Source organism: Vibrio sp. Vb1574 (assembly GCF_033338675.1).
Window position 1 is genome coordinate 90,750 of the sequence record NZ_JAWOTC010000008.1, and the last position, 24,045, is coordinate 114,794.

Annotated in this window: 22 protein-coding genes; 11 read left to right on the forward strand and 11 right to left on the reverse strand. The window is 44.2% G+C overall.

All coding sequences use genetic code 11. From position 1 onward, the window contains the following. Positions 1-4: 4 nt before the first annotated feature. On the reverse strand, positions 5-607 hold the full coding sequence (locus R7O12_RS08350; RefSeq protein ID WP_017819896.1) for a beta-phosphoglucomutase family hydrolase: 603 nt from the start codon (positions 605-607) through the stop codon (positions 5-7). Between the two features lie 76 nt (positions 608-683). Between R7O12_RS08350 and arfB the strand changes: the two genes are divergently transcribed. Continuing rightward, positions 684-1,097: an alternative ribosome rescue aminoacyl-tRNA hydrolase ArfB gene (gene arfB, locus R7O12_RS08355; RefSeq protein WP_017635196.1), complete on the forward strand. Its 414-nt coding sequence runs from the start codon at positions 684-686 to the stop codon at positions 1,095-1,097. Between the two features lie 100 nt (positions 1,098-1,197). Then, entirely contained in the window at positions 1,198-2,967 is a 1,770-nt protein-coding gene (locus R7O12_RS08360) for a methyl-accepting chemotaxis protein (RefSeq protein ID WP_025767924.1), read from the forward strand. A gap of 89 nt (positions 2,968-3,056) precedes the next feature. On the opposite strand, the gene vmeZ is transcribed toward R7O12_RS08360, so the two are convergent. Next, entirely contained in the window at positions 3,057-6,209 is a 3,153-nt protein-coding gene (gene vmeZ / locus R7O12_RS08365) for a multidrug efflux RND transporter permease subunit VmeZ (RefSeq protein ID WP_005373507.1), read from the reverse strand. A gap of 8 nt (positions 6,210-6,217) precedes the next feature. Continuing rightward, a complete protein-coding gene (gene vmeY / locus R7O12_RS08370; protein ID WP_017635193.1) occupies positions 6,218-7,345 on the reverse strand; it encodes a multidrug efflux RND transporter periplasmic adaptor subunit VmeY in 1,128 nt (375 codons plus the stop codon). Between the two features lie 419 nt (positions 7,346-7,764). On the opposite strand from vmeY, the gene R7O12_RS08375 reads away from it, so the two are divergent. Further along, positions 7,765-8,229: a dCMP deaminase family protein gene (locus R7O12_RS08375; protein ID WP_005373515.1), complete on the forward strand. Its 465-nt coding sequence runs from the start codon at positions 7,765-7,767 to the stop codon at positions 8,227-8,229. Between the two features lie 82 nt (positions 8,230-8,311). Here the strand turns inward: R7O12_RS08375 and pepT are convergent, their stop codons facing one another. Continuing rightward, on the reverse strand, positions 8,312-9,541 hold the full coding sequence (gene pepT / locus R7O12_RS08380; protein WP_318125750.1) for a peptidase T: 1,230 nt from the start codon (positions 9,539-9,541) through the stop codon (positions 8,312-8,314). 170 nt (positions 9,542-9,711) lie between these two features. Beyond that, a complete protein-coding gene (locus R7O12_RS08385; protein ID WP_318104093.1) occupies positions 9,712-10,575 on the reverse strand; it encodes a DUF6279 family lipoprotein in 864 nt (287 codons plus the stop codon). 261 nt (positions 10,576-10,836) lie between these two features. Here R7O12_RS08385 and R7O12_RS08390 point away from each other — a divergent pair, with 261 nt between their 5' ends. Further along, positions 10,837-11,010, forward strand: coding sequence for a hypothetical protein (locus R7O12_RS08390; protein WP_005373524.1), 174 nt, complete (start codon positions 10,837-10,839; stop codon positions 11,008-11,010). 90 nt (positions 11,011-11,100) lie between these two features. Here the strand turns inward: R7O12_RS08390 and R7O12_RS08395 are convergent, their stop codons facing one another. Both R7O12_RS08395 and narQ read right to left on the reverse strand, forming a co-directional pair. Continuing rightward, on the reverse strand, positions 11,101-11,715 hold the full coding sequence (locus R7O12_RS08395; RefSeq protein ID WP_031777156.1) for a response regulator: 615 nt from the start codon (positions 11,713-11,715) through the stop codon (positions 11,101-11,103). Positions 11,716-11,719: 4 nt separating this feature from the next. Further along, positions 11,720-13,456, reverse strand: coding sequence for a nitrate/nitrite two-component system sensor histidine kinase NarQ (narQ, locus tag R7O12_RS08400; protein WP_025998659.1), 1,737 nt, complete (start codon positions 13,454-13,456; stop codon positions 11,720-11,722). 247 nt (positions 13,457-13,703) lie between these two features. Between narQ and napF the strand changes: the two genes are divergently transcribed. The 6 genes from napF to R7O12_RS08430 all read left to right on the forward strand — a co-directional run bounded on the left by napF (position 13,704) and on the right by R7O12_RS08430 (position 18,318). Next, positions 13,704-14,189: a ferredoxin-type protein NapF gene (gene napF / locus R7O12_RS08405; RefSeq protein WP_081107471.1), complete on the forward strand. Its 486-nt coding sequence runs from the start codon at positions 13,704-13,706 to the stop codon at positions 14,187-14,189. 47 nt (positions 14,190-14,236) lie between these two features. Further along, a complete protein-coding gene (locus tag R7O12_RS08410; RefSeq protein ID WP_005373535.1) occupies positions 14,237-14,545 on the forward strand; it encodes a chaperone NapD in 309 nt (102 codons plus the stop codon). Beyond that, positions 14,542-17,031, forward strand: a complete 2,490-nt coding sequence (gene napA, locus R7O12_RS08415; RefSeq protein ID WP_005389060.1) for a periplasmic nitrate reductase subunit alpha — start codon at positions 14,542-14,544, stop codon at positions 17,029-17,031. The genes R7O12_RS08410 and napA overlap by 4 nt, the downstream gene beginning before the upstream one ends. 78 nt (positions 17,032-17,109) lie before the next feature. Continuing rightward, positions 17,110-17,565: a nitrate reductase cytochrome c-type subunit gene (locus R7O12_RS08420; RefSeq protein ID WP_005389061.1), complete on the forward strand. Its 456-nt coding sequence runs from the start codon at positions 17,110-17,112 to the stop codon at positions 17,563-17,565. A 28-nt stretch (positions 17,566-17,593) separates the two neighbouring features. Then, positions 17,594-18,172 carry a NapC/NirT family cytochrome c gene (locus tag R7O12_RS08425; protein WP_005373542.1) on the forward strand — a complete coding sequence of 193 codons (579 nt, stop codon included), beginning with the start codon at positions 17,594-17,596 and terminating at the stop codon, positions 18,170-18,172. Between the two features lie 11 nt (positions 18,173-18,183). Next, positions 18,184-18,318, forward strand: a complete 135-nt coding sequence (locus R7O12_RS08430; RefSeq protein WP_005373546.1) for a TIGR02808 family protein — start codon at positions 18,184-18,186, stop codon at positions 18,316-18,318. Between the two features lie 170 nt (positions 18,319-18,488). Here R7O12_RS08430 and phaC read toward each other — a convergent pair whose 3' ends face one another. From phaC to R7O12_RS08450, 4 genes are all read right to left on the reverse strand, one after another. After that, complete coding sequence (gene phaC / locus R7O12_RS08435) at positions 18,489-20,264, reverse strand: class I poly(R)-hydroxyalkanoic acid synthase (RefSeq protein WP_005373548.1); 1,776 nt, start codon at positions 20,262-20,264, stop codon at positions 18,489-18,491. 66 nt (positions 20,265-20,330) lie between these two features. Continuing rightward, positions 20,331-20,678 (reverse strand): phasin family protein, encoded by a 348-nt coding sequence (locus R7O12_RS08440; protein WP_005373550.1) that lies wholly within the window; start codon positions 20,676-20,678, stop codon positions 20,331-20,333. 44 nt (positions 20,679-20,722) lie between these two features. Continuing rightward, positions 20,723-21,931, reverse strand: a complete 1,209-nt coding sequence (locus R7O12_RS08445; protein ID WP_005373553.1) for an acetyl-CoA C-acetyltransferase — start codon at positions 21,929-21,931, stop codon at positions 20,723-20,725. A 12-nt stretch (positions 21,932-21,943) separates the two neighbouring features. Further along, positions 21,944-22,684, reverse strand: coding sequence for an SDR family oxidoreductase (locus tag R7O12_RS08450; protein WP_005373555.1), 741 nt, complete (start codon positions 22,682-22,684; stop codon positions 21,944-21,946). A 739-nt stretch (positions 22,685-23,423) separates the two neighbouring features. Between R7O12_RS08450 and R7O12_RS08455 the strand changes: the two genes are divergently transcribed. Then, entirely contained in the window at positions 23,424-24,044 is a 621-nt protein-coding gene (locus tag R7O12_RS08455; protein ID WP_031778830.1) for a LysE family translocator, read from the forward strand. Position 24,045 lies beyond the last annotated feature (1 nt).

Below are 24,045 nucleotides of genomic sequence, written 5' to 3' on the forward strand. Positions count from 1 at the left end.
GCCACTATGGTTTTGGGAAAAAGATCAACTCATTATCTTGCACCATAACGCAATCCATACCAGCTGCATGCGCCGCTCGCTTCCCCAGCTCAGTATCCTCGAACACAAGACACTGTGACGCCTCCAAGTCGAGTTGTTCCGCGGCCACCAAAAAGGTATCTGGAAAGGGTTTATGGTTCTCTACATCACTCGCGGTTACTACAACATCCAACTTGTCTAATAAACCTGCATGACTTAATAAGCGCATGGCACTTTCTCGTTGGCTGCCAGTCCCGACTGCAATTTTCTTATGGCCTAAATATTCCTCTAACACGATGTTCGTGCAAGGAATAACGTCACCATGAAGCTCCATAGCAGCGAATGTTTCCATTTTAAATGTCGCGACAGTTTTAGGATCTAACGAAAGCTCATGCACACGATTTAGTTCCTCAACAATTTTAAAGCTCGGCATCCCTCCCAAACTGTGAAACCATTCCTGGCAAAACGGAAAATCAAAACGCTCAGCAGTTGCTTGCCAAGCTGCCAAGTGGGCTGGCATGGTATCGATTAGAGTACCATCCATATCAAATATGAATCCCTCATAGGGTCTAAAATCAATCGTGCTCATGTCTTTTCTTCTATTTGTGCATCTGTAATGTTAATTTATCAGCTCTTTCAATCGTCCTTACCGGCATTTACTTATCATGCTCAAAATTTCGAACTCCGTCACAATTCAAGAGTGGGAAATTCAATTATCCCCAATTAGAGCTCAAGGAAATGGTGGCCAGAACGTTAACAAGGTAGCGTCCGCTATACACCTGCGCTTTGATATCCGGCATTCAAGCTTACCTGACTTTTACAAAGAGCGATTACTTGCACTTTCTGATAGTCGTATAAGTAAAGATGGCGTGATCATCATCAAAGCGCAACAATTTCGGACACAAGAACAAAATAAGGAAGACGCCCTAAATCGGCTTCAAGCATTGATAAAAGCTGCCGCTTTACAGGAGAAGAAGCGTATTAAAACGAAACCAACCCGCGCTTCTCAACGCCGACGACTTGATACAAAAAACAAGCACGGAGCGAAAAAACAGCAACGTAAAAAAGTGCTGTATTAGTGCATGTCGTGTTCTCGACATGTTAGTTGAACAACGTTTGCTAGCCCTTGGAAATCTCATTGGATTTCTCTTTTTAGTTACTTATTCAGGAAACAACAATATGACTATTAGGCAAAAACTCTACTTCCTCGGAGTTATCGCCATTTTAGGCATCGTGGCCCTTTTGGGTACGTCATCCCATTTTGAAAATAAGAGCAATGACCTTAATCACGCCATCAAACTCGTTGGTGATCTAGAAATACGCTTACTAAACTTACGCAGAAATGAAAAAGATTTCCTACTACGTAGTAATGACAAATATCTAAATAAGTTTGACGCCAATGTTGACAAGTTTATAGACACAGAAAAAGAGCTTGCGAACATACTCAAGAGTAATGAATTACCTTCCAGTCAACAATTTAAGCAAGACTTGCTCGCATACCAAAGGGGCTTTCAGAATCTGGTCAGCGCTTACCAACGATACGGGCTTGATTCAAAGAGTGGGCTTCTCGCTGGTTACGAACAAGCACTATTAGAAGCAAAACAACGTTCAGACCACCAGCAGTTATTGGCATTAGTCCGTTTTGACTCTGCGGTAAAAGCAGGACTATTCAATAGTGACTTGCTTGAGGGGCAATATGCTCCGGAGCTTATCAAAACAGGTAAGCAATTGGCGGCCCAAAAGCAAGTTGTTGGGGTTGCTTATGACAAAGGCCTACTCGGTGAAACTCGCGCATTATCTCATGCCGTAGAAGAGCAATTTGAAACCTTTTCCACAGCCCTTAGCTCTGCTGCCGCACAACGTGATGAACAAATGTCGACCATCAAGCAGGTCATTACAGCTCTGATCTTAGTCGTTATTTTCGCATTGATTTGGCAAATTTCACGTTCAATCAATACGCGAGTGAATAGCTTACTTGGCACCATTCGAAGTATCAGCGAAACGAACAACATGGGACTTCGATCTGATTTGAAAGGTCAAGACGAGCTATTTGATATCAGTCATCACCTCAATGACCTATTGGATAAGCTTGAGCATCTAATTAGCAGTACCCAAGAAAAATCGGCGCAACTCACTGCAAGTACCGATAATATGCATCGTGAGTTAGAAGGCGTTATGGAGCAATTCCACACTCAAACTGACCACACTGCATCAATGGCGACGGCAGTTCAGCAAATGGTTGCCACAATAGGTGAAATCTCTGAAAGCACATCAGTTGCGGTAGAAGGCGTACATCAGGCAGCGAATAATGCCGAACAAGGTCGAGGAGTTGTTGAGGCGACGGTAACCAACATCGGTCAACTAACCACGATTTTATCAAACAGCCAGCAGTCGATTGGCTCGCTGAATCAGCATGTAGATAAAATTGGTGGTGCCGTGAACATCATCCAAGAAATAGCAGAGCAAACCAACCTACTAGCTCTCAACGCAGCAATTGAAGCCGCGCGAGCAGGCGAACAAGGCCGCGGGTTTGCAGTTGTCGCCGATGAAGTACGCGCCCTAGCTAGCCGAACTCATCAATCCACAGAGGAAATCACGCGGGTCGTTGCAGACATTCAAACTCAAATGTCTACAGTTGTTGCTGATATTGATCAATGTAACGATCAAGGGCAACAAACACTTAATGCTTCTGAAAAACTGGATTCTAGCCTGCAACAGATCATTACTGACATGCATTCAATTCAAGGTAATTCGGAGCGCATAGCTTCAGCAATTGAAGAACAAGGTATCGTGATGAACCAAGTTAGCGGTTCAATCACCGAGCTAAACGCAATATCTGAGAATAACATGCAATCCGCTCAGGAATGCTTGCATGAAGTGAACTCTGTCTCTGCTCAAGCTCATGATATGGATGAAGCCGTCGCACAATTCAAAACTGCGCTAAAATAACCCTTTTCAAAATAGAAAGCCCGAAGCAATCATTGCTTCGGGCTTTTTTTCAATTGTCACTTCGTGCTTACTGCGCACTTCGGATGTGATTATTCATCATCAAGAGGAACCAGCTTGGTGTTGCCGCCATGAACCTTCTCACGCTGTCTTTGCACCAGAGCGTAGAAGCCTGGGATCAAGAATGTACCTGCTAGAAGCACACACAATAGACCACCAATCAGCGACACGCCGAGTGAGTTTTGACTCACGTGCCCCGCGCCAGCGGCAAAGATAAGCGGGAAGATACCCAGGATAAATGACCAAGATGTCATATTCACAGCGCGGAAACGTAACGTGCCTCCTTTAACCGCTGCACTATCGATATCAGCATCTTTTTCTTCACGCTCTTGCTTGGCGAACTCCACAATCAAAATTGCGTTTTTCGCCGCCAAGGCTATGAGCAAGACAAGACCAATTTGGGCATACAAGTTAAGCGGCGTGCCAGTTAGATTTAACGCAAGGAAGGAACCTAACGTGGCTACTGGGACCACCAAAATAATAGCCAGTGGAATACTCCAACTTTCATACTGAGCCACCATAAACAAGTAAATGAAGATCAAAGCCAGCGCAAACGCATAAATGGCTTGGTTACCCGCGAGCACTTCCTGATAAGCCATACCTGTCCATTCATACGTGTACCCTTGCGGAAGAACTTCAGCAGCAACGCGTTCCATTGCGGCAATCGCATCACCACTAGAGTAACCCGGAGCTGGTTGGCCTTGAATGATAGCACTGCGGTACATGTTGTAACGCCACGCCACATCAGGCTCAAACACTTGCTCGTAGCTCACTAGCGTACTTAACGGAACCATATCACCGTTCGAAGAACGAACATGGAAACGCTCTAGATCTTCCATGCTGCTACGGTGCTGGCTATCAGCTTGCATGGTTACGCGGAAGTTCTTACCAAACATGGTGAAGTCATTCACATAAAGCGAACCTAAGTTGCCTTGCAAGGTTTGGAAAATAGACGACAGCGAAATACCTAATTGCTGCGCTTTCTCACGATCGATATCAACGTAGTAGTGCGGAACATTCGCGCGGAACGTGCTAAACGTGTAGGCAATTTCAGGCGCTTGGTTAGCCGCTTGGATCATTTCTCCCATGACCATCGACAAATCGGTACGACTTCGCCCTAGCGTGTCTTCAAGCACAAACTCAAAACCAGACGCAGCGCCCATACCAGGAACCGCCGGTGGTCCCATCGCAAAAACAACCGCTTGAGGTAGCTCTGTCGCCGCTCGACCGTTAATACGTGCCGCGATAGCATTAGCAGAGTGCTCTCCTTGCAGCGAGTTACGAGTATCCCAGTCATGCAATTTGATAAATACAGAAGCACCGTTTGATGCTGCTGCGCCTGTCATAAACGAGTAACCGTTCGCAACCGTCACACCATCCACACCAGGTTCTTCACCGATCATTTTCATTAAATCATTGGTGACTTCTTCAGTACGTGATAAAGAGGCTGAATCTGGTAGCTGTACGTTAACCAGCAAAATGCCTTTATCTTCTTGAGGAACAAACGCTGTAGAGGTGGTTTTCGCAAAGAAAGTGACCGCTGCGATAGCAACTATAAAGAACGTCACGAGCAGTAAAGACTTCTTCACCAAGAAACCAGCGATCTGGCCATAACGCGTAGTGATGCGCTCTAAGCCTCGGTTGAAAGCCTGGAACCAGTTAGCGGTATTGCCCCCACCCTGCTTCAATACCAGAGAACAAAGTGCTGGAGACAGCGTCAATGCATTGATGGATGAAATCACAACCGAAATACAGATGGTCAAAGCGAACTGGCGATACATGATACCGGTGATACCTGGCAGCATGGCGACGGGTATGAATACCGCAAGTAGAACCAAGGTCGACGTGATGATTGGTCCCGTTACTTCTTTCATCGCTAGCAACGTCGCTTTACGCGGTGAAATGCTTGGGTCTTTCGCCATGGTAGTATCGACGTTTTCGATAACCAGAATCGCATCGTCCACCACGATACCAATCGCAAGGATCAAGCCAAACAAAGTAACCGTATTAATGGTGAAGCCCGTTGCCTGCATGATGGCAAACGTACCAATCAGAGAAACGGGGATCGCGACAACAGGAATCAACGTTGCACGCGCACTACCCAAGAACAAGTAAGTTACAGCAATCACCAATAGAATCGCTTCAATCAGTGTTTTTACTACCCCTTTGATCGATTCAGATACGAACACGGTTGTATCGTAGCTGGTCTCGTATTCCATTCCCTCTGGGAAGTTTTTGCTCAAGCCTTCAAGGAGCTCCATGACGGCCTGACCACTTTCTAACGCATTCGCATCCGATTGAAGAGACAACGCAACGATTGACGCGTCCTGGCCACGGAACTTACCGTTACCATCGTAGAACTTTTTGCCTAGTTCAACGCGAGCAACATCTTTCAGATAAACCGTAGAGCCATTGGGATTAGCTCGAAGGACTACGTTCTCAAACTCACTCACGCTTTCCAAGCGACCTTTGGTCACAAGGTTAAACTGAACTTCTTGCGGATTGTTGTATGGTGCTGCACCTACACGCCCTGCCGCAACTTGAACGTTCTGTTCAGCCAAAGCGGCGTATACGTCTGACGTGGTTAGCTTAAGGTTGGCCATTTTTTCAGGATCTAACCAAACACGCATTGCGTATTCGCCACCACCAATCACGTTAACTTCACTGATACCTTTCGCACGAGCCAACTGATCTTTTACATTCAAGTTAATGTAGTTAATCAAGAACTGATCATCGTATTTGCCATCAGGTGAATAGAAGTTAAGTACCATCAGCAAGTCAGGTGAACGCTTTTTCACCGTCACACCAACCATGCGAACTTCTTGAGGCAGTTTTGACTCAATCTGTGACACGCGGTTTTGCACGTTAACTTGCGCCATATCTGGATCGGTGCCAACATCGAACGTGACGTTTAGGCTGTAAGAGCCATCGTTCGCGCTCTTTGAAGACATGTATATCATATCCTCAACGCCGTTGACTGAGGTCTCTATGGGGTCCGCAATGGCCTGCTCGACAACTTCCGCACTCGCGCCAGTGTAGTAAGCCGAAACGCTTACTGATGGCGGGCTTATCTGTGGGTACTCAGCCACTGGCAAAATCGCCAGTGAGATCGCGCCGGCTAGCGTTAATATGATCGAAATAACCAGCGCGAATTTAGGTCTCTGAATAAAGAAACGACTTAACATAGTGCCCCCTACTGCTTATCTTCAGCAGGTGCTTGAAGGCGCACTTCTACACCATTACGCACACGTTGTAGGCCTTGTGTAATAACCGTATCTTCCTGATCGAGCCCTTCTCGAATGATAATGCCTTGTTCAACCTGAGGGCCAAGCTCGACGTTACGACGCTCTGCCACACTTCCCTCAGCCATCACCATCACAAAGTCACCTTCTAAGTCAGTCTGTACGGCACGTCGTGGGATAACAATAACGTCTTTCGTGTTCTTATCTCTCAAGTTCACTTTGATGTGTTGACCCGGAAGTAACTTCTGCTCTGGGTTTGGCACTAGCGCGCGCATAGCAATCGTACCCGTTTTGGTGTCAATACGATTACCTAAGAAATCAAGCTTACCAAGATGCTCAAAAAACTGTCCATTTTCCAGTTCAAGCTGAACTTCAACGCGGTTTGATTCAGCCGAGCCATCACCTTTTACTTGATCCATACCCATAGCTAAACGCTCACGCTCACTCACACTAAATGAGGTATGAACTGGATCTAAACTCACCAGAGTTGTCAGCACGCCAGATGACGGAGAAACCAGATCACCCGTACTCACTTTGGTATCACTAATACGTCCGCTAAAAGGTGCTCGGATTTGAGTATAGGAAAGGTTAACTTCAGCAAGTTTAAGTTGAGCATTTGCCGCTTCTAGCTCTGCTCTCGCACCAAGAAGTGCCGCAGTTAAAGCATCAAACTCAGATTGAGAGATACTACCGCGAGGCAACAAGTTTTTACCTCGAGTATGATCTAATTCGGCTTTTTTTAGCGCCGCTTTAGCTTGTGCAAGTGCGGCTTTAGCACTCGCGACTTGGGCTTCAAAAGAAGATGGCTCGATAGAGTAAAGGAGCTGCCCTTTTTCTACCATTTGCCCCTCTTCAAAGTGACGAGCTTTTAAGTAGCCAGAAATCTGCGCGGTAATATTGGTATCTTCTACTGCTTCAATGCGACCGATATAAGACTTGCTCGGTTGGTAGTCGATAACCGTGACATCCTGAGTCACTACGAGAGGCGCTTGACCTTTCGTTTGGGCATTATTAGCTTCCCCGCATCCAGCGAGGATTGCTGTAGCCGCCATTAGTGCGACAAGTGGTTTCTTTTGCATGTATTTACCGTCTTTATAGAACAGGATATTGTTGAATTCCTATCAACCTTACTCCTTGCTGCCACTGAAAACTTCACTGAAAAGCGCCCAAGGTGTTTCTAAATGTAAACATGAGAAACAAAAGGAAAATAAAGTAATTTAGTTAACAGTGGTATTCAATGAGCAATATACATACAACTCAATCATAACTATTTAATATACGCCTTAGGAGATCGCGAATTTTAGCGTGTGCTTGGAAACACTAACGGGAGTATTGTATTCGGGCGTAAAGTGAGATTCAGTGCTCAAGATAAGAACGTTTTGTGGCTAAAAAGGTAAAAAGTGACGCCTTCATACTCAAGACCCCGATTTTGACTATTTTTTTAATATAAATGGGTTATCATTCAATTAATTCAACGCCTTCGACAGAGAGGATGACTATGATTTCTAAATGGGCGAAACGCTTTTACCAGATGGCAGAACTAGTGGCGTCTTGGAGTAAGGACCCATCAACACAAGTCGGTGCCGTTATTACTAAACAGAATCGCATTGTATCTGTTGGATTTAATGGCTATCCGCATGGTGTTTCTGACAGTGTCGACACCGATGAGCGCGAGTTGAAATACCTTAAAACACTGCACGCGGAAGAGAACGCAATTTTGTTCTCAAAACGTGACTTAGACGGATGTGATATTTGGGTAACGCATTTTCCTTGCCCTAACTGCGCGGCAAAGATCATTCAAACAGGGATCTCACACGTACACTGCCCTGAGCAGTCTGAAGACTTTTTATCTCGCTGGGGAGATAAAATCCAAGTCAGTCAAGATATGTTCGATCAAGCGGGTGTGAAAGTCGACTGGTTACCGCTAGAAGACATTGAAATTGAAGACAAAGACGTGCGCTAGTATCCCATCTTAATAGTTAAATAGCCCAGAGAGATCTGGGCTATTTTGTTATTAAATCTGCAAGAGGTCTCGACGTAGTCTTTTAACTGTGTTTTTTTGCTGTGAGCTCAGCAATTTTGACAATAACGAGTACTGATTTTTCCATCATTTCAACAGAAATAAACTCATGAATTCCGTGGAAGTTAAAACCACCGGTGAAGATATTCGGGCACGGCAAACCCATAAAAGATAAACGAGCACCATCTGTACCACCACGAATAGGTTTTATAATCGGTTCCACATCACACGCTTCCATCGCTTGCTTTGCCAGCTCAATGATATGAGGGTAAGGCTCAACCATTTCTCTCATATTGTAATAGCTGTCTTTTATTTTTAGCTCTACAGAACCATGGCGTAAACCCGTGTTCATTTCATCGACGAGTTTCTGCATAAAGGCTTTTCGATCCTCAAGTCTTTGACGGTCAAAGTCTCTAATAATGTAACCTAGCTCGCTTCGTGCAACGCCCATTTCTGCCGATTTTAGATGGAAGAACCCTGCGTAACCTTCGGTTGTTTCCGGAGTTTGATCTTGGGGCATTTGAACTTGAAATTTCGCAGCCAAGTTCATCGCATTGACCATTTTGCCTTTTGCAGTACCTGGATGAACGCTAACACCATGAAAAATTACATCAGCGTTTGCTGCATTAAAGTTTTCGTATTCCAATTCACCTTGCGGGCCACCATCTATAGTGTATGCCCATTTCGCGCCAAATTTTTTAACATCAAACAAATCTGCACCACGACCGATTTCTTCATCCGGAGTAAAGCCGATACAAATGTCGCCGTGTGGAATGTCTGGGTTTTCCAGTAGCAGAGCTACCGCGGAAAGAATCTCTGCGATACCAGCTTTGTTATCCGCGCCAAGTAATGTAGTGCCATCGGTAGTAATAAGATTGTGGCCATGTAGGTGATGTAAATCTGGGTATTGCACGGGAGATAACACTTCATCCCCCAACCCTAATGCAATATCGCCACCCTGGTAATCTTCGATGAATTGCGGCTTTACGTTTTTGCCAGATGCATCCGGCGCGGTATCCATATGGGCAATGAAGCCGATAGGAGGAACCTCATAATCAACATTGGCTGGCAGTTTAGCCATCAAGTAGCCATTTTTATCCAAAGTCACATCACTTAAGCCAAGTTCGATCATCTCTTTTTTAAGTAACTCAGCAAACACAAGCTGACCAGGTGAACTTGGGCAAAGCGTCACATGTGGATTGGATTGGGTATCAAACGTGACGTATCGAAGAAATCTTTCAACTAAATGTTTCATATTTATTCTCATTGTTTTGTACGATGAGGCTTTATCATGCATTGATAAGCTGACGTTGCCTCATCAAACCTCACGCTATGTTACGCTCTTAGTTCAATAAGAATTTGCTTTGAATCATTTTTTGATAAGAAAGGCTTTTGCGCTTTGCTTCCGCTCATTGAAGCATGAATTTAATCTAAAAGTTCCTCAGCCAGTACTCGCCACTCTTTAACCTTTTCACGAAAATGACGCCATTGCTTATCGGTCATCGAACGAGAAACATCTAATGTCAGTTGATCAACCAATGCAAAGTTAGAGTCTATATTCTGAGAAAGCTGCTCACTATAATAACTCTCTGGCTCGAACAAGAGTCGCATAAATATATCTTGATAAGTCACAACATTAGATTTGTTGTCGAACAAGTATTCGAGCTCTTGATATACCGTGGCTCGATAATCTCTCCATAAAGGGCTGTTTAAAATAACTTGCTGAGAAAATGTTTGAGCTAATTGACGCTGATTTCCTGATAGATTCCCCAGCCATTCTTCCATCCACTCTTCAGTGTTATCCAGAATAATTTCACGCACTTCGTCTTCTGTCTTATCGGCATATTTTGCGTTTCGCTCTTGATAATGTTCTTGTACATTACTCAAAAACTCGCGTTCTTGCTCTTTCGTTAATTGCAAACTTAACGCAAAAAGATCTGGTGCTGCTTTGCTGACCACTCTATCATAATGCGCTCGCATTCTATCTCGATTTTGTTGTAAGTAATTTAAGGTGATATCGCTCGCTTTTAATCTCTCAAGGTCTTTTAAATGTTCGATATATAATGGTAACTCCTCTTTCTTGTGCCAGTCTGCCAACAGTAATAAGCGCTCTTCCACTAGGACTTCTTGTTCCCCTTGCAACGAGACATAGTCCTCTAAGTAATCGAGCACGAACCAATCGATATTGCTGTATAAAAACTTTTTCGCACAACCGGCAAGCAGAAATACGAAACAAAATAGAAGGCCATAACGAAGCGCCTTATTAGATACACCCTTTAATTTAGTCACTTATTCGTATTCCCTTTTCTGTTGATTAAGTTCTATACTCAACCTGTATCACTTAGTATTGCGGCAAACTTACACCAGTGTGACAAATATTGATTGCCACCTTAATAATATATAGAGTTTGAAATTAACTTTTTGATCACAGCTATCCGCAAAAAAGTGAGTTAGAGCGCAATTATCGGCTAAAAAACGTACCGAACGACGCTCCCTATAACGGCATATAACTTGCATGGATGTTTTTTGGATGGTTTATGGAGGCGAAGTATGGCAGCCGCTGAGCAACTTGATACCAGTGTAGAATATGAGATTCGATATTTTGAACAGGGGAAAATGCACTGCATGAGAGTCATTGCTGAAAGCAAAAAAGTGGCTTATCAGTACTATTTGGAGTGTGGTAAGCACAACAGTGACTTGTACTCTATTCGCCCAGACAAGTAAAAAAACCGCCTAACAGGCGGTTTTTTTATTCGTCAGAATCAATATAACTGTTTGATTTTATTTATTATTACAGATTCAAATCCAACAATGTTATTTGATGTCGCCAAAGCGCTCAAGATAAAGGACGGTTGCTGCAGTACGAGAAGGAACTTGAAGCTTTTTAAGTAAACTCTTCATATGTACTTTAACCGTAGACTCAGAGATAAAAAGACGATCGGCAATTTGCTTGTTGCGGAAACCTCTTGCCACCTCTCTTAAGATCTGAGATTCACGATCGGTCAGTGTATCAAACACGTCCTCTTGCTCTGAGCGTTCACTCAAATACTTAGAAACTTCTTGGCTGTATGCCTTGTCCCCTTGATGCGCTTGTTTTAGCAACTCAACCAACTCATCAGGCTCAGTGTCTTTCAATAAATAGCCATCGGCACCACTTCGAACTATTGCTTCTATATCTGCTGGGCTATCTGAAACGGTTAGAATGACAATTCTGGCTTCACAGCCATCTGCACGCAGTGCTTGCAAAGTATCAAGGCCAGACATGCCTTTCATATTAAGATCAAGAAGTACAAGATCCAGTTCTAGCTCATGCGCTTTCGCTACTGCATCCGCGCCATTACTTGCTTCTGCAATGACCTCAAACTCAGGCTCAAAGCTTAAAAGCTGGTGGATACCTCTTCGCATGAGTGGATGATCATCCACCAGCATTACTTTACACACTGTCACTGTTTACTTCCTTACTATGTTGGAATTCTAATTTTACGGTACAACCTTTGTTTATCGATGCTTCGATGTGCAGATCGGCATGCAGTCTAGCGGCCCGCTCTTGCATGATACTCATACCGTAATGATTTAATTTTTCGTCTTGATGTTCAAAGCCTATTCCATCGTCGCTAACGGTTACTGTGACTTTTCCATCATTATCGAGACATTGAATGTGAATATTATCTGCTTGCGCATGTTTGATTGCATTAATTGCCGCTTCTCTTATCAACTGTAGTAAATGAACCTGCTGATGTGCATCCAGTTCAGTTGATGAAAGTCTATTTTTTAGCGTAATGTCCGCAGCAGTTTGTTCACTGAGCGTTTCAACCATGTCTTGCAATGCTTGGCCAAAACTGCCCTCTTTAATCGTAAGACGAAACGTCGTCAGTAACTCGCGTAACTGCGTATACGCGGCAGATAAGCCCGTATCTAGCTCAGCAATAACTTGATTAGCCTGCGCGATCGCCTTTTCGTCAGGCAAGTTCTTTACGCTTCTCTTTAACAAAGCGACCTGAATTTTTAAGTAAGAGAGTGCTTGAGCCAATGAATCATGCAACTCCCGAGCAATAGTGGCTCGCTCTTCCATCAGCAGAATTTGTTCTGCTTGGCGCTGCGCCCGATTGTAATACACGGCGCGTGATAAAATCTGCACGAAGTTGTCAATAAGAGCCTCGTTCGGACAAGGTAACCCTGCTTTCCAATATAAATAGCCCAAGTGCTCACCATCTAGCATCAGGGCTTTACCGTGGCAATCTTCATCACAATCTTGGCAGCATTCTTCTCCTTCCATCAATATCCAGCTCGGTTCTCCTAGCTGCTCGATTTCAAGTTTGACCGCTTTAATGCCCTCAAGACTGACGATATGCTGCAAAATCGCCTGGAAATTGTCTTGATTAATACGCGACGCCGTGAGTTCTTTTGACGAGTCGTAAAGCACTTCTAAAGACTGGTTGGCATGCTGCAATTTACGTGTTTTCTCATCAACCGCTTGTTCTAATCCTCGGTACAACTTACCAAGGTCTGTCGCCATCCGGTTAAAGGTTCGAGTCAGTATTCCCATTTCATTATCGCTGGATACATTGAGCGATATATTAAATGAGCGATTTTTAATTTGCTCGCTAGCAAAAACTAAGGCACGCAGAGGCCGAACAACTTCGAGGCGCACAAAATGAACGACAAACATACTGACACAAAGGATGCCACCCAACCCTAACCCGCCGATCCAGGCTAAGTTAATCAGTTTTTGCTCCGAAAAGCTTTGCAGCTTAAATACAAACTCATCGATTTGTTCAACAAAACCGGCCACTAGGAGTTGATATTCTGCCGGGTTGTCTCCTCTAAGCACCGCCTTGAGTTCATGCCATCTGATAATAAGGCGGTAGTAATCGTGAGTGATGTCTTCAGGCACAGACCAATGCTGAAGCGCTTTCATTGAAGGTGAATATATCGAATTTTCAAATGCGTCAATATGTGAAGAATAGTCAACAGATTTAACCTGAATATCATTCGCTAGACGGTAGCTTTGCATTCGCATCGAGCCAGCAACATTGACGGCTTCAGCATCGTTCAAACTGGACGCTAACGTAAAAATCGCAAAACCAGTCGTAGCAACTGAGAGCAGCAAAATAAGAAGCATTGCGGACGCAATCGTGCGCGTCACCGACTTTTTCACATTTTTAAACAATCTGAGTTCCTCGCCCATTAACAATCCTATTTGTACGTGCAATGAACCCATTACCTTTCAACTTTATCAATATGTGATCACCTGCGACGGAATTTATTGATCCAAAACAATATTGCATACCATTTACCCCCTAAGAGGTATTTATACAAATATGTCAAAAACTACAATTTCGTTAGTTTAAATGACAGTTTATTAATGAAAATTGTGGACTATGCTTAGTTTGGGTTCCAAGTTTCGAGGTGACTAAGTGGTAGACCTTTCCAGAAGAAGACTCTTTGCAAGAAAAGCGCACCCCGACAACGTCGTACGTTTGCCTTGGTTAACTAAACCGCAACAGTTTACGGACGATTGCACTCGCTGCGGTAAATGCATTGAGGCCTGTGAAACAAAGATTATAACCAAAAGTGATGGCGGATTCCCCTCGGTCGATTTTTCCATCGATGAATGCACATTTTGCTATCAATGTGCAAACGCCTGTCCTGAGCCCCTTTTCTTGCCAGAAACAGAACAACCTTGGCAAGCAAAAGCAAGTATCAACGATAACTGCTTAGCAAAACAAAATGTCGAATGCCGAAGCTGTGGGGATATGTGCGACCCGATGGCGATTCAGTTCAAATTAGAACTGGGGAAAGTAGCACAACCCAATTTAGACCTTGATGAGTGTAACGGCTGCGGCGCCTGTGTTTCAGTGTGCCCGACTTCATCCATCAATGTGAGCAATACAACAGCCTAAGCCGAATGTCGTCGGCCAAAGGCAATAAAAATAAATGAGAGAGCTATATGTCACTAAATGAAGTGCATATTTCAAGTTTGGTAGTACATGTGCTGCCGGAACATTTGGACGAAATCAAACAAAAGATAGAAGCACACGAAAATGCGGAAATCTATGGTGACAGTCCTGAAGGCAAGATTATCGTCGTACTTGAAACTGAGAACCAAGGTTTCATCACAGACACTATCGATGCCATTAACAATTTACCGAACGTCTTAAGCACGGTATTGGTTTATCACCAAATCGAAACTGGGCTTGAAGAAACGGATGAAGAAGACACTGGAACACAACATTCCCAAATCGAGGGTGAAGTATGAAAATGACAAGACGTGCGTTTGTGAAAGCAAACGCGGCTGCATCAGCTGCTGCTGTCGCAGGTGTGACACTACCAGCATCTGCAGCCAACCTGATTGCAAGCTCTGATCAAACCAAAATCACATGGGACAAAGCACCTTGTCGTTTCTGTGGTACAGGCTGTTCTGTTCTTGTTGGCACTCAAAACGGCAAAGTGGTAGCAACACAGGGTGACCCAGAAGCACCAGTAAACAAAGGTCTGAACTGCATCAAAGGTTACTTCCTTTCTAAGATCATGTACGGTCAAGACCGTCTAACTCAACCGATGCTACGAATGAAAGATGGCAAATTCCACAAAGATGGTGAATTTACACCTATCTCTTGGGATGACGCTTTCGACATCATGGCTGAGAAATGGAAAGCTTCCCTCGAGAAAAAAGGCCCAACAAGCGTAGGTATGTTTGGCTCAGGCCAATGGACAGTAATGGAAGGCTACGCTGCATCAAAGTTAATGAAAGCAGGCTTCCGATCAAACAACATTGATCCAAACGCTCGCCACTGTATGGCTTCTGCCGTTGTAGGTTTCATGCGCGCATTCGGTATCGATGAGCCAATGGGTTGTTACGATGACTTTGAGAACGCAGACGCTTTCGTTCTTTGGGGCTCAAACATGGCAGAGATGCACCCGGTTCTATGGACTCGCATTACTGACCGCCGCCTAAGCCACCCTCACGTTAAAGTGAACGTGCTTTCTACTTACTACCATCGTTCATTTGAGTTGGCAGACCACGGCTACATTTTCAATCCTCAGTCTGACCTTGCAATTGCTAACTTCATCGCAAACTACATCATCGAAAACGATGCAGTAAACTGGGACTTCGTGAACAAACACACGAACTTCACTCAAGCAGACACTGACATCGGCTACGGTCTACGTGACGATGATCCGCTACAAAAAGCAGCGAAGAACCCGAACTCTGGCAAACTCACTTCTATCTCATTCGAAGAGTACAAGAAATCAGTAGCGCCATACACAGTAGAAAAAGCATCTGAAATCTCTGGTGTTGAGAAAGAGAAGCTTATCGAGCTTGCGAAGCAATACGCGGATCCAAACACGAAAGTGATGTCTCTATGGACGATGGGTATGAACCAGCATACTCGTGGTGTATGGATGAATAACTTGGTTTACAACATCCACCTACTAACCGGTAAGATCTCGACTCCGGGGAACAGCCCATTCTCACTAACTGGCCAACCATCAGCATGTGGTACCGCTCGTGAGGTTGGTACGTTTGCTCACCGCCTACCAGCGGACATGGTGGTTGCTAACCCTAAACACCGTAAGATTGCAGAAGACATCTGGAAACTGCCAGAAGGTACGATTCCACCAAAACCTGGCTTCCACGCCGTATTGCAAGACCGTATGCTGAATGACGGCGTTCTGAACTGTTACTGGGTTCAATGTAACAACAACATGCAAGCCGGTCCAAACATCAACACAGAACGTCTTCCAGGTTACCGCAACCCAGAAAACTTCATCGTTGTGTCTGACCCATACCCGACAGCAACAGCACAAGCAGCAGACCTTATTCTTCCTACCGCAATGTGGATTGAAAAAGAAGGTGCTTACGGTAACGCAGAGCGTCGTACCCAAGCTTGGTACCAACAAGTGGGCACAGTCGGTCAAGCAAAATCGGACCTTTGGCAACTAATGGAGTTCTCGAAACGCTTCAAAATGGAAGAAGTATGGCCTGAAGAGCTTCTAGCGAAAGCGCCTCAATACCGTGGTAAAACAATGTACGACGTACTTTACCGCAATGGTAACGTCGACAAATTCCCTATCGAAGAAGCTCGTGAACTGAATGACGATGCTCACCACTTCGGTTTCTATGTTCAAAAAGGTCTGTTTGAGGAATACGCAACATTTGGCCGTGGTCACGGGCATGATTTGGCTCCATACGACCGCTACCACCAAGTACGTGGTCTACGTTGGCCTGTTGTTGATGGTAAGGAAACACAGTGGCGCTTTAAAGAAGGTTCAGACCCATACGCGAAAGAAGGCTCTGGTTGGGACTTCTACGGCAATGCTGATGGCAAAGCGAAGATCATTTCCGCGCCATACGAAGCGCCACCAGAAGTACCGAACGATGAATTTGATATGTGGTTATGTACTGGTCGTGTTCTTGAACATTGGCACACAGGCACCATGACTCGTCGTGTACCTGAATTATACAAAGCAGTACCAGACGCAGTGTGTTACATGCACCCAGAAGACGCAAAAGCACGCAATGTTCGTCGTGGTGAAGAAGTACTCATGGCAAACAAACGCGGTGAAGTACGCGTTCGTGTTGAAACTCGCGGTCGTAACCGTCCGCCAAAAGGTTTGGTATTCGTACCGTTCTTTGATGCACGTATTTTGATTAACAAGCTTATCCTAGATGCGACTGATCCACTGTCTAAACAGACAGACTTTAAGAAGTGCCCAGTCAAAATCACTAAGATTGCTTAACCTTCAGATACTGAATGCTACGGCCGTCATTATGGCGGCCTAATAAAGAATTTAAGCCATAAAGGCGGAGATGAAATGATGAAAAAATTACTTGTCGCAGTTTTATCTGTAGGTGCGTTAGTGACAGGCATTGCGCAAGCTGAGTTGGATAATCCAGGTGGTATTGGAGGTCTAGAATCTTTACGTGGAATGTCTCAATTGGAAGATACGCGTCCAGCAGACGAGTTCAAAGACTTCCCTAAAGATCAAATTGTTGAAGACAGCTATGTTTATCAACCACCGTTGATCCCACACAGTATTCGTCACTACGAAATTTCGTTAAATGCTAACAAGTGTCTTGCATGCCATAGCTGGAAAAATGCAAAAGAGTCAGGTGCGACTAAAATTAGCGTAACGCACTATGTAAACAGAGAAGATGCGGTACTGGCAGATATGTCTCCACGTCGTTACTTCTGTTTGCAATGTCACGTTCCACAAACGGATGCAAAACCACTAGTGGAAAACGAGTTTAAGGCAGTCGATTCGCTTCAGTAATTGAAACGCGAGTACTAAGAGGTTACTTATGAAAATACTTAAAGCGTTTTGGAAGAGACTGTCGAGCCCGAGTAAAGCTGCCGCTGGTGTGGTTTTATTTCTAGGCTTCGCTGGTGGCCTTCTATTTTGGGGCGCATTCAACACAGGTATGGAAGCAACCAACACAGAAGAATTCTGTTCTGGCTGTCACGCGCCGATCGTTGCTGAAATTCAAGAAACAATTCACTACTCCAACCGATCTGGTGTTCGTGCGATTTGTTCAGACTGTCACGTTCCTCATGAATGGACGGATAAGATCGTTCGTAAAGTACAGGCATCTAAAGAGCTATTTGCACACTTCGTAACGAAGACGATCGATACGCCAGAGAAGTTCCAAGAGCGTCGTGGACACCTCGCAGAGCGAGAGTGGGCACGTATGAAGAAGAATGACTCTCTTGAATGTCGTAACTGTCATGAGTTTGATTTCATGGATTACTCTCAGCAAGGATCACGTGCGGCAGAACAACACTCCACCGCTCTCGCTTCAGGCGAGAAAACATGTGTAGACTGTCACAAAGGTATTGCGCACAAACTACCAGACATGAGCGGCGTTGAAGGCTGGCACTAAGGAGACTTACCATGAGTACATTAGAATCTGTAATTTGGCATATCCTTGGCTACAGTGCTATGCCAGTGATTATTCTTTCCGGCTTTGTGGCGGTAGCAGCAATCTCTCTCTGGCTGCTGTCATTTGGTAAGGATAAAGAGGTGTAACGTAACGCATCTCTACTCGTCAACTAGCCTATTTGTTGACACTGAGCGCCGAGCAAATGCTCGGCGCTTTTTATTTATTACTCAATGGTACTTGCCAACAATAAACAAGCAATCATACATAAAAAAAGCGACCATAAAGGCCGCTAAGATTTACTGCTATAGGGAGTTGTTTAAGATTCTTTTACTGGCAGAACCTGTTTGACGTATTGTCCTGGCGCCTCATCAATAACCGGATGGTTTTCTGAGCCAATAGGGAAAGGCTCAACTTGCTCTTTAGGGTTGAATTGGAGTAACCACTCGTTCCAGTGTGTCCACCACGATCCCTCTTTGTGTTCCGCGTTATTCAACCACTCATCAGCAGAGTCATCCAAATTATCGTTCAACCAATAACCATACTTATTTTTAGCTGGAGGGTTCACGATGCCCGCAATATGACCAGACTCACCGAGGACAAACGTTTTGTTACCACCCGTGTTCAGCGCACCACGGTAAGTTCCCTGCCATAACGCAATGTGGTCTTCTTTCGTTGACACAAAATAGCTAGGAATTTTGATCTTATTTAGATCAATCCATACTCCACCAATTTTGACGCCTTTATCTTGCACCAGCTTGTTCTCTAAATAGAGCTCGCGAAGCAAGAAATTATGAGATGCAGCGCTGACGTTGGTGCTATCGCTATTCCAGTACAACAAGTCGAAATCAACCGGACTGTTACCCTTCAAGTAATTGTCGACGTAGTAGTTCCAGTACAAGCTGTTTTCACGCAGTAAACTAAACGTCACGCTTAAGGAACGGCCGTCCATATACCCTTTTGCGTTATTTTGCGCTTCAATTGCACTAACAATGGTGTCATTGATATACGCGCCGACTTCACCTGGTTGAGAGAAGTCGAGCAACGTGGTGAAGAAAGTGGCAGACTTAATGCGCTTCTTCATACGTTTTGCAGCGTAGTACGCAACCGTGCTTGCTAAAACAGTACCACCAATACAGTAACCAGCAGCATTGATTTGTTCTTGTCCTGTTATATCTTCAATTGCAGCGACGGCTTTCACTACGCCTTCTGTCACGTAGTCACCAAACTCTATGTGCGCTTGTGCCTTGCCTGGATTGCGCCAAGACATCATAAATACACTGTGCCCCTGCTCTAACAACCATCGAACCATTGAGTTCTTTGCCGTTAAATCAAGGATGTAGTATTTATTGATGAAAGGTGGGACGATGAGCAGCGGCGTCGCATTCACTTTCTCTGTTAGAGGTCGATATTGAATCAACTCAAACAATTCGTTTTGAAAAACCACATTGCCCTGTGTCGTCGCAACGTCATCGCCCACGCGGAATGCATTGTTATTCGTCATACGAATTTTTAAAATGTCTGCGCTCGACTCAACGTCTTCTTTCAACTGTTCTAAGCCTGCCAGTAAGTTTTGACCGCTTTGCTCAAGTGTCAGCTTCAAAAGCTCTGGGTTAGTGGCGATGAAGTTGGAAGGAGAAAGGGCGTTAATGGCTTGGCGAGAGAAAAAAATAATACGTTCTTTCGTCTTTTCATCTAAGCCTTCCAAAGACTCGATGGTGTCCAGATAGGTCTTACTAAATAAAAGGTAGGATTGTTTGATGAAGCTATACATGGCTTCATTTTGCCACGCTTCGTTTGAGAAACGCTTATCCCCTTTTTCAGCTTCGACGATTTGTGCTTGGTTCCCTGCCAATGCAACATTCTGCCAAATTTGCAGCTGCTGTTCCCACCACTGTGCTTGCAGCTTTAAAATCGCAGCAGGCTGATTCGCAGCTTGTTCGAACAGTTTGGCAGTATCCTCAAAGTTCACTTCTTGCATGGCCTTGTTTAAAGGAGAGTTCACGACTGCCTTGTTCACTTCGAAATCATGCCACCACTGATGATTGGTTTCCTGAAGCTTCACAAGATAGTCCGAAAAGAAGTGTTGAAACATAGTCTTACTCCTATATTCGGAAAAAACAACGCCGCCCAAGTCTAGGGGCGGCGAGAATCGGACAAATTACGCTGGAGTAACAGTCTTTAGATTTTCCGAAGTCATTTTCTCAACGTCTTCTTTGAACTCTTTTGCAATCGCTTGAAGCTTGTTGCTGTCATCCATCATTTGTTGAGAAAGTTTAGTAAGTACGCTTAGTTGCTGACTGTTGAAAGCAGTCAATGACGTTACGTCTTTGATTTCTGTCGCTGCTTTCATCTGGTTTAGACCCACTTCACTGTATGTGCGAATGGCGTTCAATTGAAGCTCGGTCAACACTTCTACGTTTTTTGTCACTAGCTTGTTGAACTTCAAGTAAGGTTCTAGATTTTTTTCAGTTTGATCGCTAAATGTTTTGAAGAAATCTGTGTACATGGTTTGTCTCCTAGAGAAAGAATTAAAAATGTCCGTTTAAATAATTACTTAACTGTCTTTACAACCACAGCCGTGCCCATGCCGCCGCCCACACAAAGTGAAGCAACGCCATATTGACCATTTTGCTTATGAAGCTCGTGAACCAGCGTGACTAAGATTCGGTTGCCAGAAGCACCAAGCGGGTGTCCTAGCGCGATAGCACCACCGTTAAAGTTCGCTTTATCTTGAATCGCGTTAACTGGAACTTGGTTTGTTTCCGCCAACTGATGAATCACGCCAAGTGCTTGCGCTGCAAATGCTTCGTTTAACTCGTAAACGTCGATGTCGTGTACACTGAGTTCTGCTTTTTCGAGTGCTTTATTGACCGACTCAACAGGACCTAGGCCCATGATCTTCGGATCAAGACCCGATTGCGCATAGCTTACGATCTCAGCAAGCGGCGTTAATCCATGCGCTTTAACTGCGCTTTCAGACGCCACGATAATCGCACTCGCGCCATCGTTAATGCCTGATGCATTACCCGCAGTCACAGTGCCTTCGCGGTCAAAAGCAGGACGTAGCTTGCTTAAGGCTTCCATTGTCGCGTTCGCTTTTGGGTATTCATCCGTATCAAACATCACGGTTTCACGGCGTTGCTTTACTTCCACTGGCACAATTTCGTCTTGAAATTTGCCAGCTTCGATAGCGGCTACCGCTTTCTGTTGGCTAGACAGCGCGTATTCGTCTTGCTGCTGGCGAGTTAAGCCGATTTGTTTTGCTACGTTTTCTGCCGTCACACCCATGTGATATTGGTTGTAAACATCGGTTAAACCGTCCGCTACGAGCAGATCTTTCAGTTCCAGATTGCCCATTTTGTTGCCATCACGAATGCTGCTTGGTGCAGCAAATGGAATCTGAGACATGACTTCAACACCCGCTGCAACAACGATCTCAGCATCGCCACTACGGATATGGGACACGGCATCCATGACCGTTTTCATGCCACTACCGCAAACCATGTTTACGCCATATGCAGGAACAGATTCAGGAATCCCCGCAAACAGTGCCGCTTGGCGGCCAACACCCATTCCTTGACCTGCACCAACAACGTTGCCAACAATCACTTCGTCAACCTTGTCGCCAGGCAACTTTGCCGCTTCCAACGCGCCTTTAATCGCTACTGCTGCCAGATCGCCAGCAGAAGTATTTTTCAGGCTGCCACCAAAAGCACCAATTGGAGTACGCTTCGCCGCTACGATAAATACTTTTTCCATCATCTTCTCTCCTTAGTGCATGTATAGGCCGCCGTTCACCGACAAAGTCTCTCCGGTGATATAGGCGCCCGCATCGCTGACCAAGAAGCTCACTGATGCTGCAATTTCTTCTGGTGTCGCAAGACGTTTCATTGGAATTTGGTTCGTGATAGATTCCAGCACTTCTGGCTTCATTTGCTCAACCATTGGCGTACCCGTGTAACCCGGCGCGATAACATTAACTGTTACACCCGAGCGAGCACCTTCGTATGCTAAGGCTTTAGAGAAACCGATCATCCCAGCTTTCGCCGCCGAGTAGTTTGCTTGACCAAACTGCCCTTTAAGACCATTGACTGAAGAGATATTGATGACACGACCACCGCCTTTTTCGCACATTGCAGCAAAGAGGGGTTGCGTAACGTTGAATAAACTATTGAGGTTGGTATTGATGACATCATTCCAAGCTTGCGCAGTCATCTTTTTAAACACGCCATCACGTGTAATTCCTGCGTTGTTGACAACAACATCAATGGTTCCTTCCTCCCCAAGCAATTGCGCCAATTTCTCTGCACACTCTGTCGTGTTTGTTACATCCAACTCAAAAAGGCGAACCTGATCTTTGGTAAACCCTTTGCTGTTGAACCACTCCAGCGCACATTCGTAGTTACCTGTGAAATAAGTAGCGATTACACGGTAACCGTCATTGACTAATTGAGAGGAAATAGCAGAACCAATTCCGCCTTTTGATCCAGTGATCAAAGCGACTTTCTTCATTGAAGACTCCATTCTTAACGGCATTTAAAAAGCAAACTTAATACACTGATGAAATAGTTCACCAACTGACGTGTTTATTTATTCTTTTGACAACCAATCCCGTGCTGCCTTTATTTTAAGTTAACCTAGAAATATTACATTTCAAATAAAAAACTCACCCAATTGCATAAGATTGATTTAGATCTCATTACTCGTGAAATGTTATAAAATGGTTAATTTTATATAAGCCATTGTTTTAAATCACACTTCCACAAAATCCACACCAACAGAAATAGAAACATAATTATTAAATATCATGCACTTACATACAGAATGGTAGACGTTACATTATGTCATGATTTAAGATCTGAATTTTAAGCCTATATGATTACAACAAACTTGAGATTAGAATAATAATTCAATTATCAGTAAAAATAATTATCAAACATATCATTTAATTACTGCATTTAATGATAATTTAGTTATCAATTCGATTATTTTAACACAGTGATGATTAATACCGATAAAATATAATAAGTTAAATATATTTAATCTAAAAATGATATAAGAGCTTGTCTCATACTGGTGCAATACGCACTATTATGACGCATAGATTAAAATATAATTTCATTTTAAATTTATATATTCGAAGAACATCAACTAGCTACTAGTGAAAGTAATCGTTCGCTTTGTAGTAGCATCCTTTTCCACTTTGCACTATCTTTGTGGCTTCTCTTTAATCACTAAATCATCAACAGATATGAATCTTGCATTGCTCAGTATGTTCATCCCTACTTTCTTTTTTGTCTCAATCACGCCTGGTATGTGCATGACTCTCGCCCTAACGTTAGGTATGAGTATCGGTTATCGTCGCACGTTATGGATGATGATAGGAGAGCTTCTCGGTGTTGCGCTGGTGTCAGTCTCTGCGGTGTTAGGTATCGCTGCGATTATGCTCAATTATACTTGGATGTTTATCGCGTTAAAGTTCATTGGTGGCGGTTATTTACTCTATCTTGGAGTTGAAATGTGGCGATCGCGAGGGAAACTTACGATTAATGTCGACAACTTAGAAACACCAAAGAGTGACAATATCGCACTGATCATGCAAGGCTTCGTTACCGCAATCGCAAACCCAAAAGGCTGGGCATTTATGATTTCTCTTTTACCGCCTTTTATAGACCAAAACGCAGCGCTTGCACCGCAACTGATCATACTTGTCTCCATTATTTTACTGTTTGAGTTCATTTGCATGTCTCTGTACGCTACTGGTGGTAAAGGGTTGAAACACGTATTAGGTCAGTCTAAGAATGTACGTCTAATGAACCGTATCGCAGGCACTTTAATGATGGGAGTTGGTGTCTGGTTGCTACTAAGCTAAG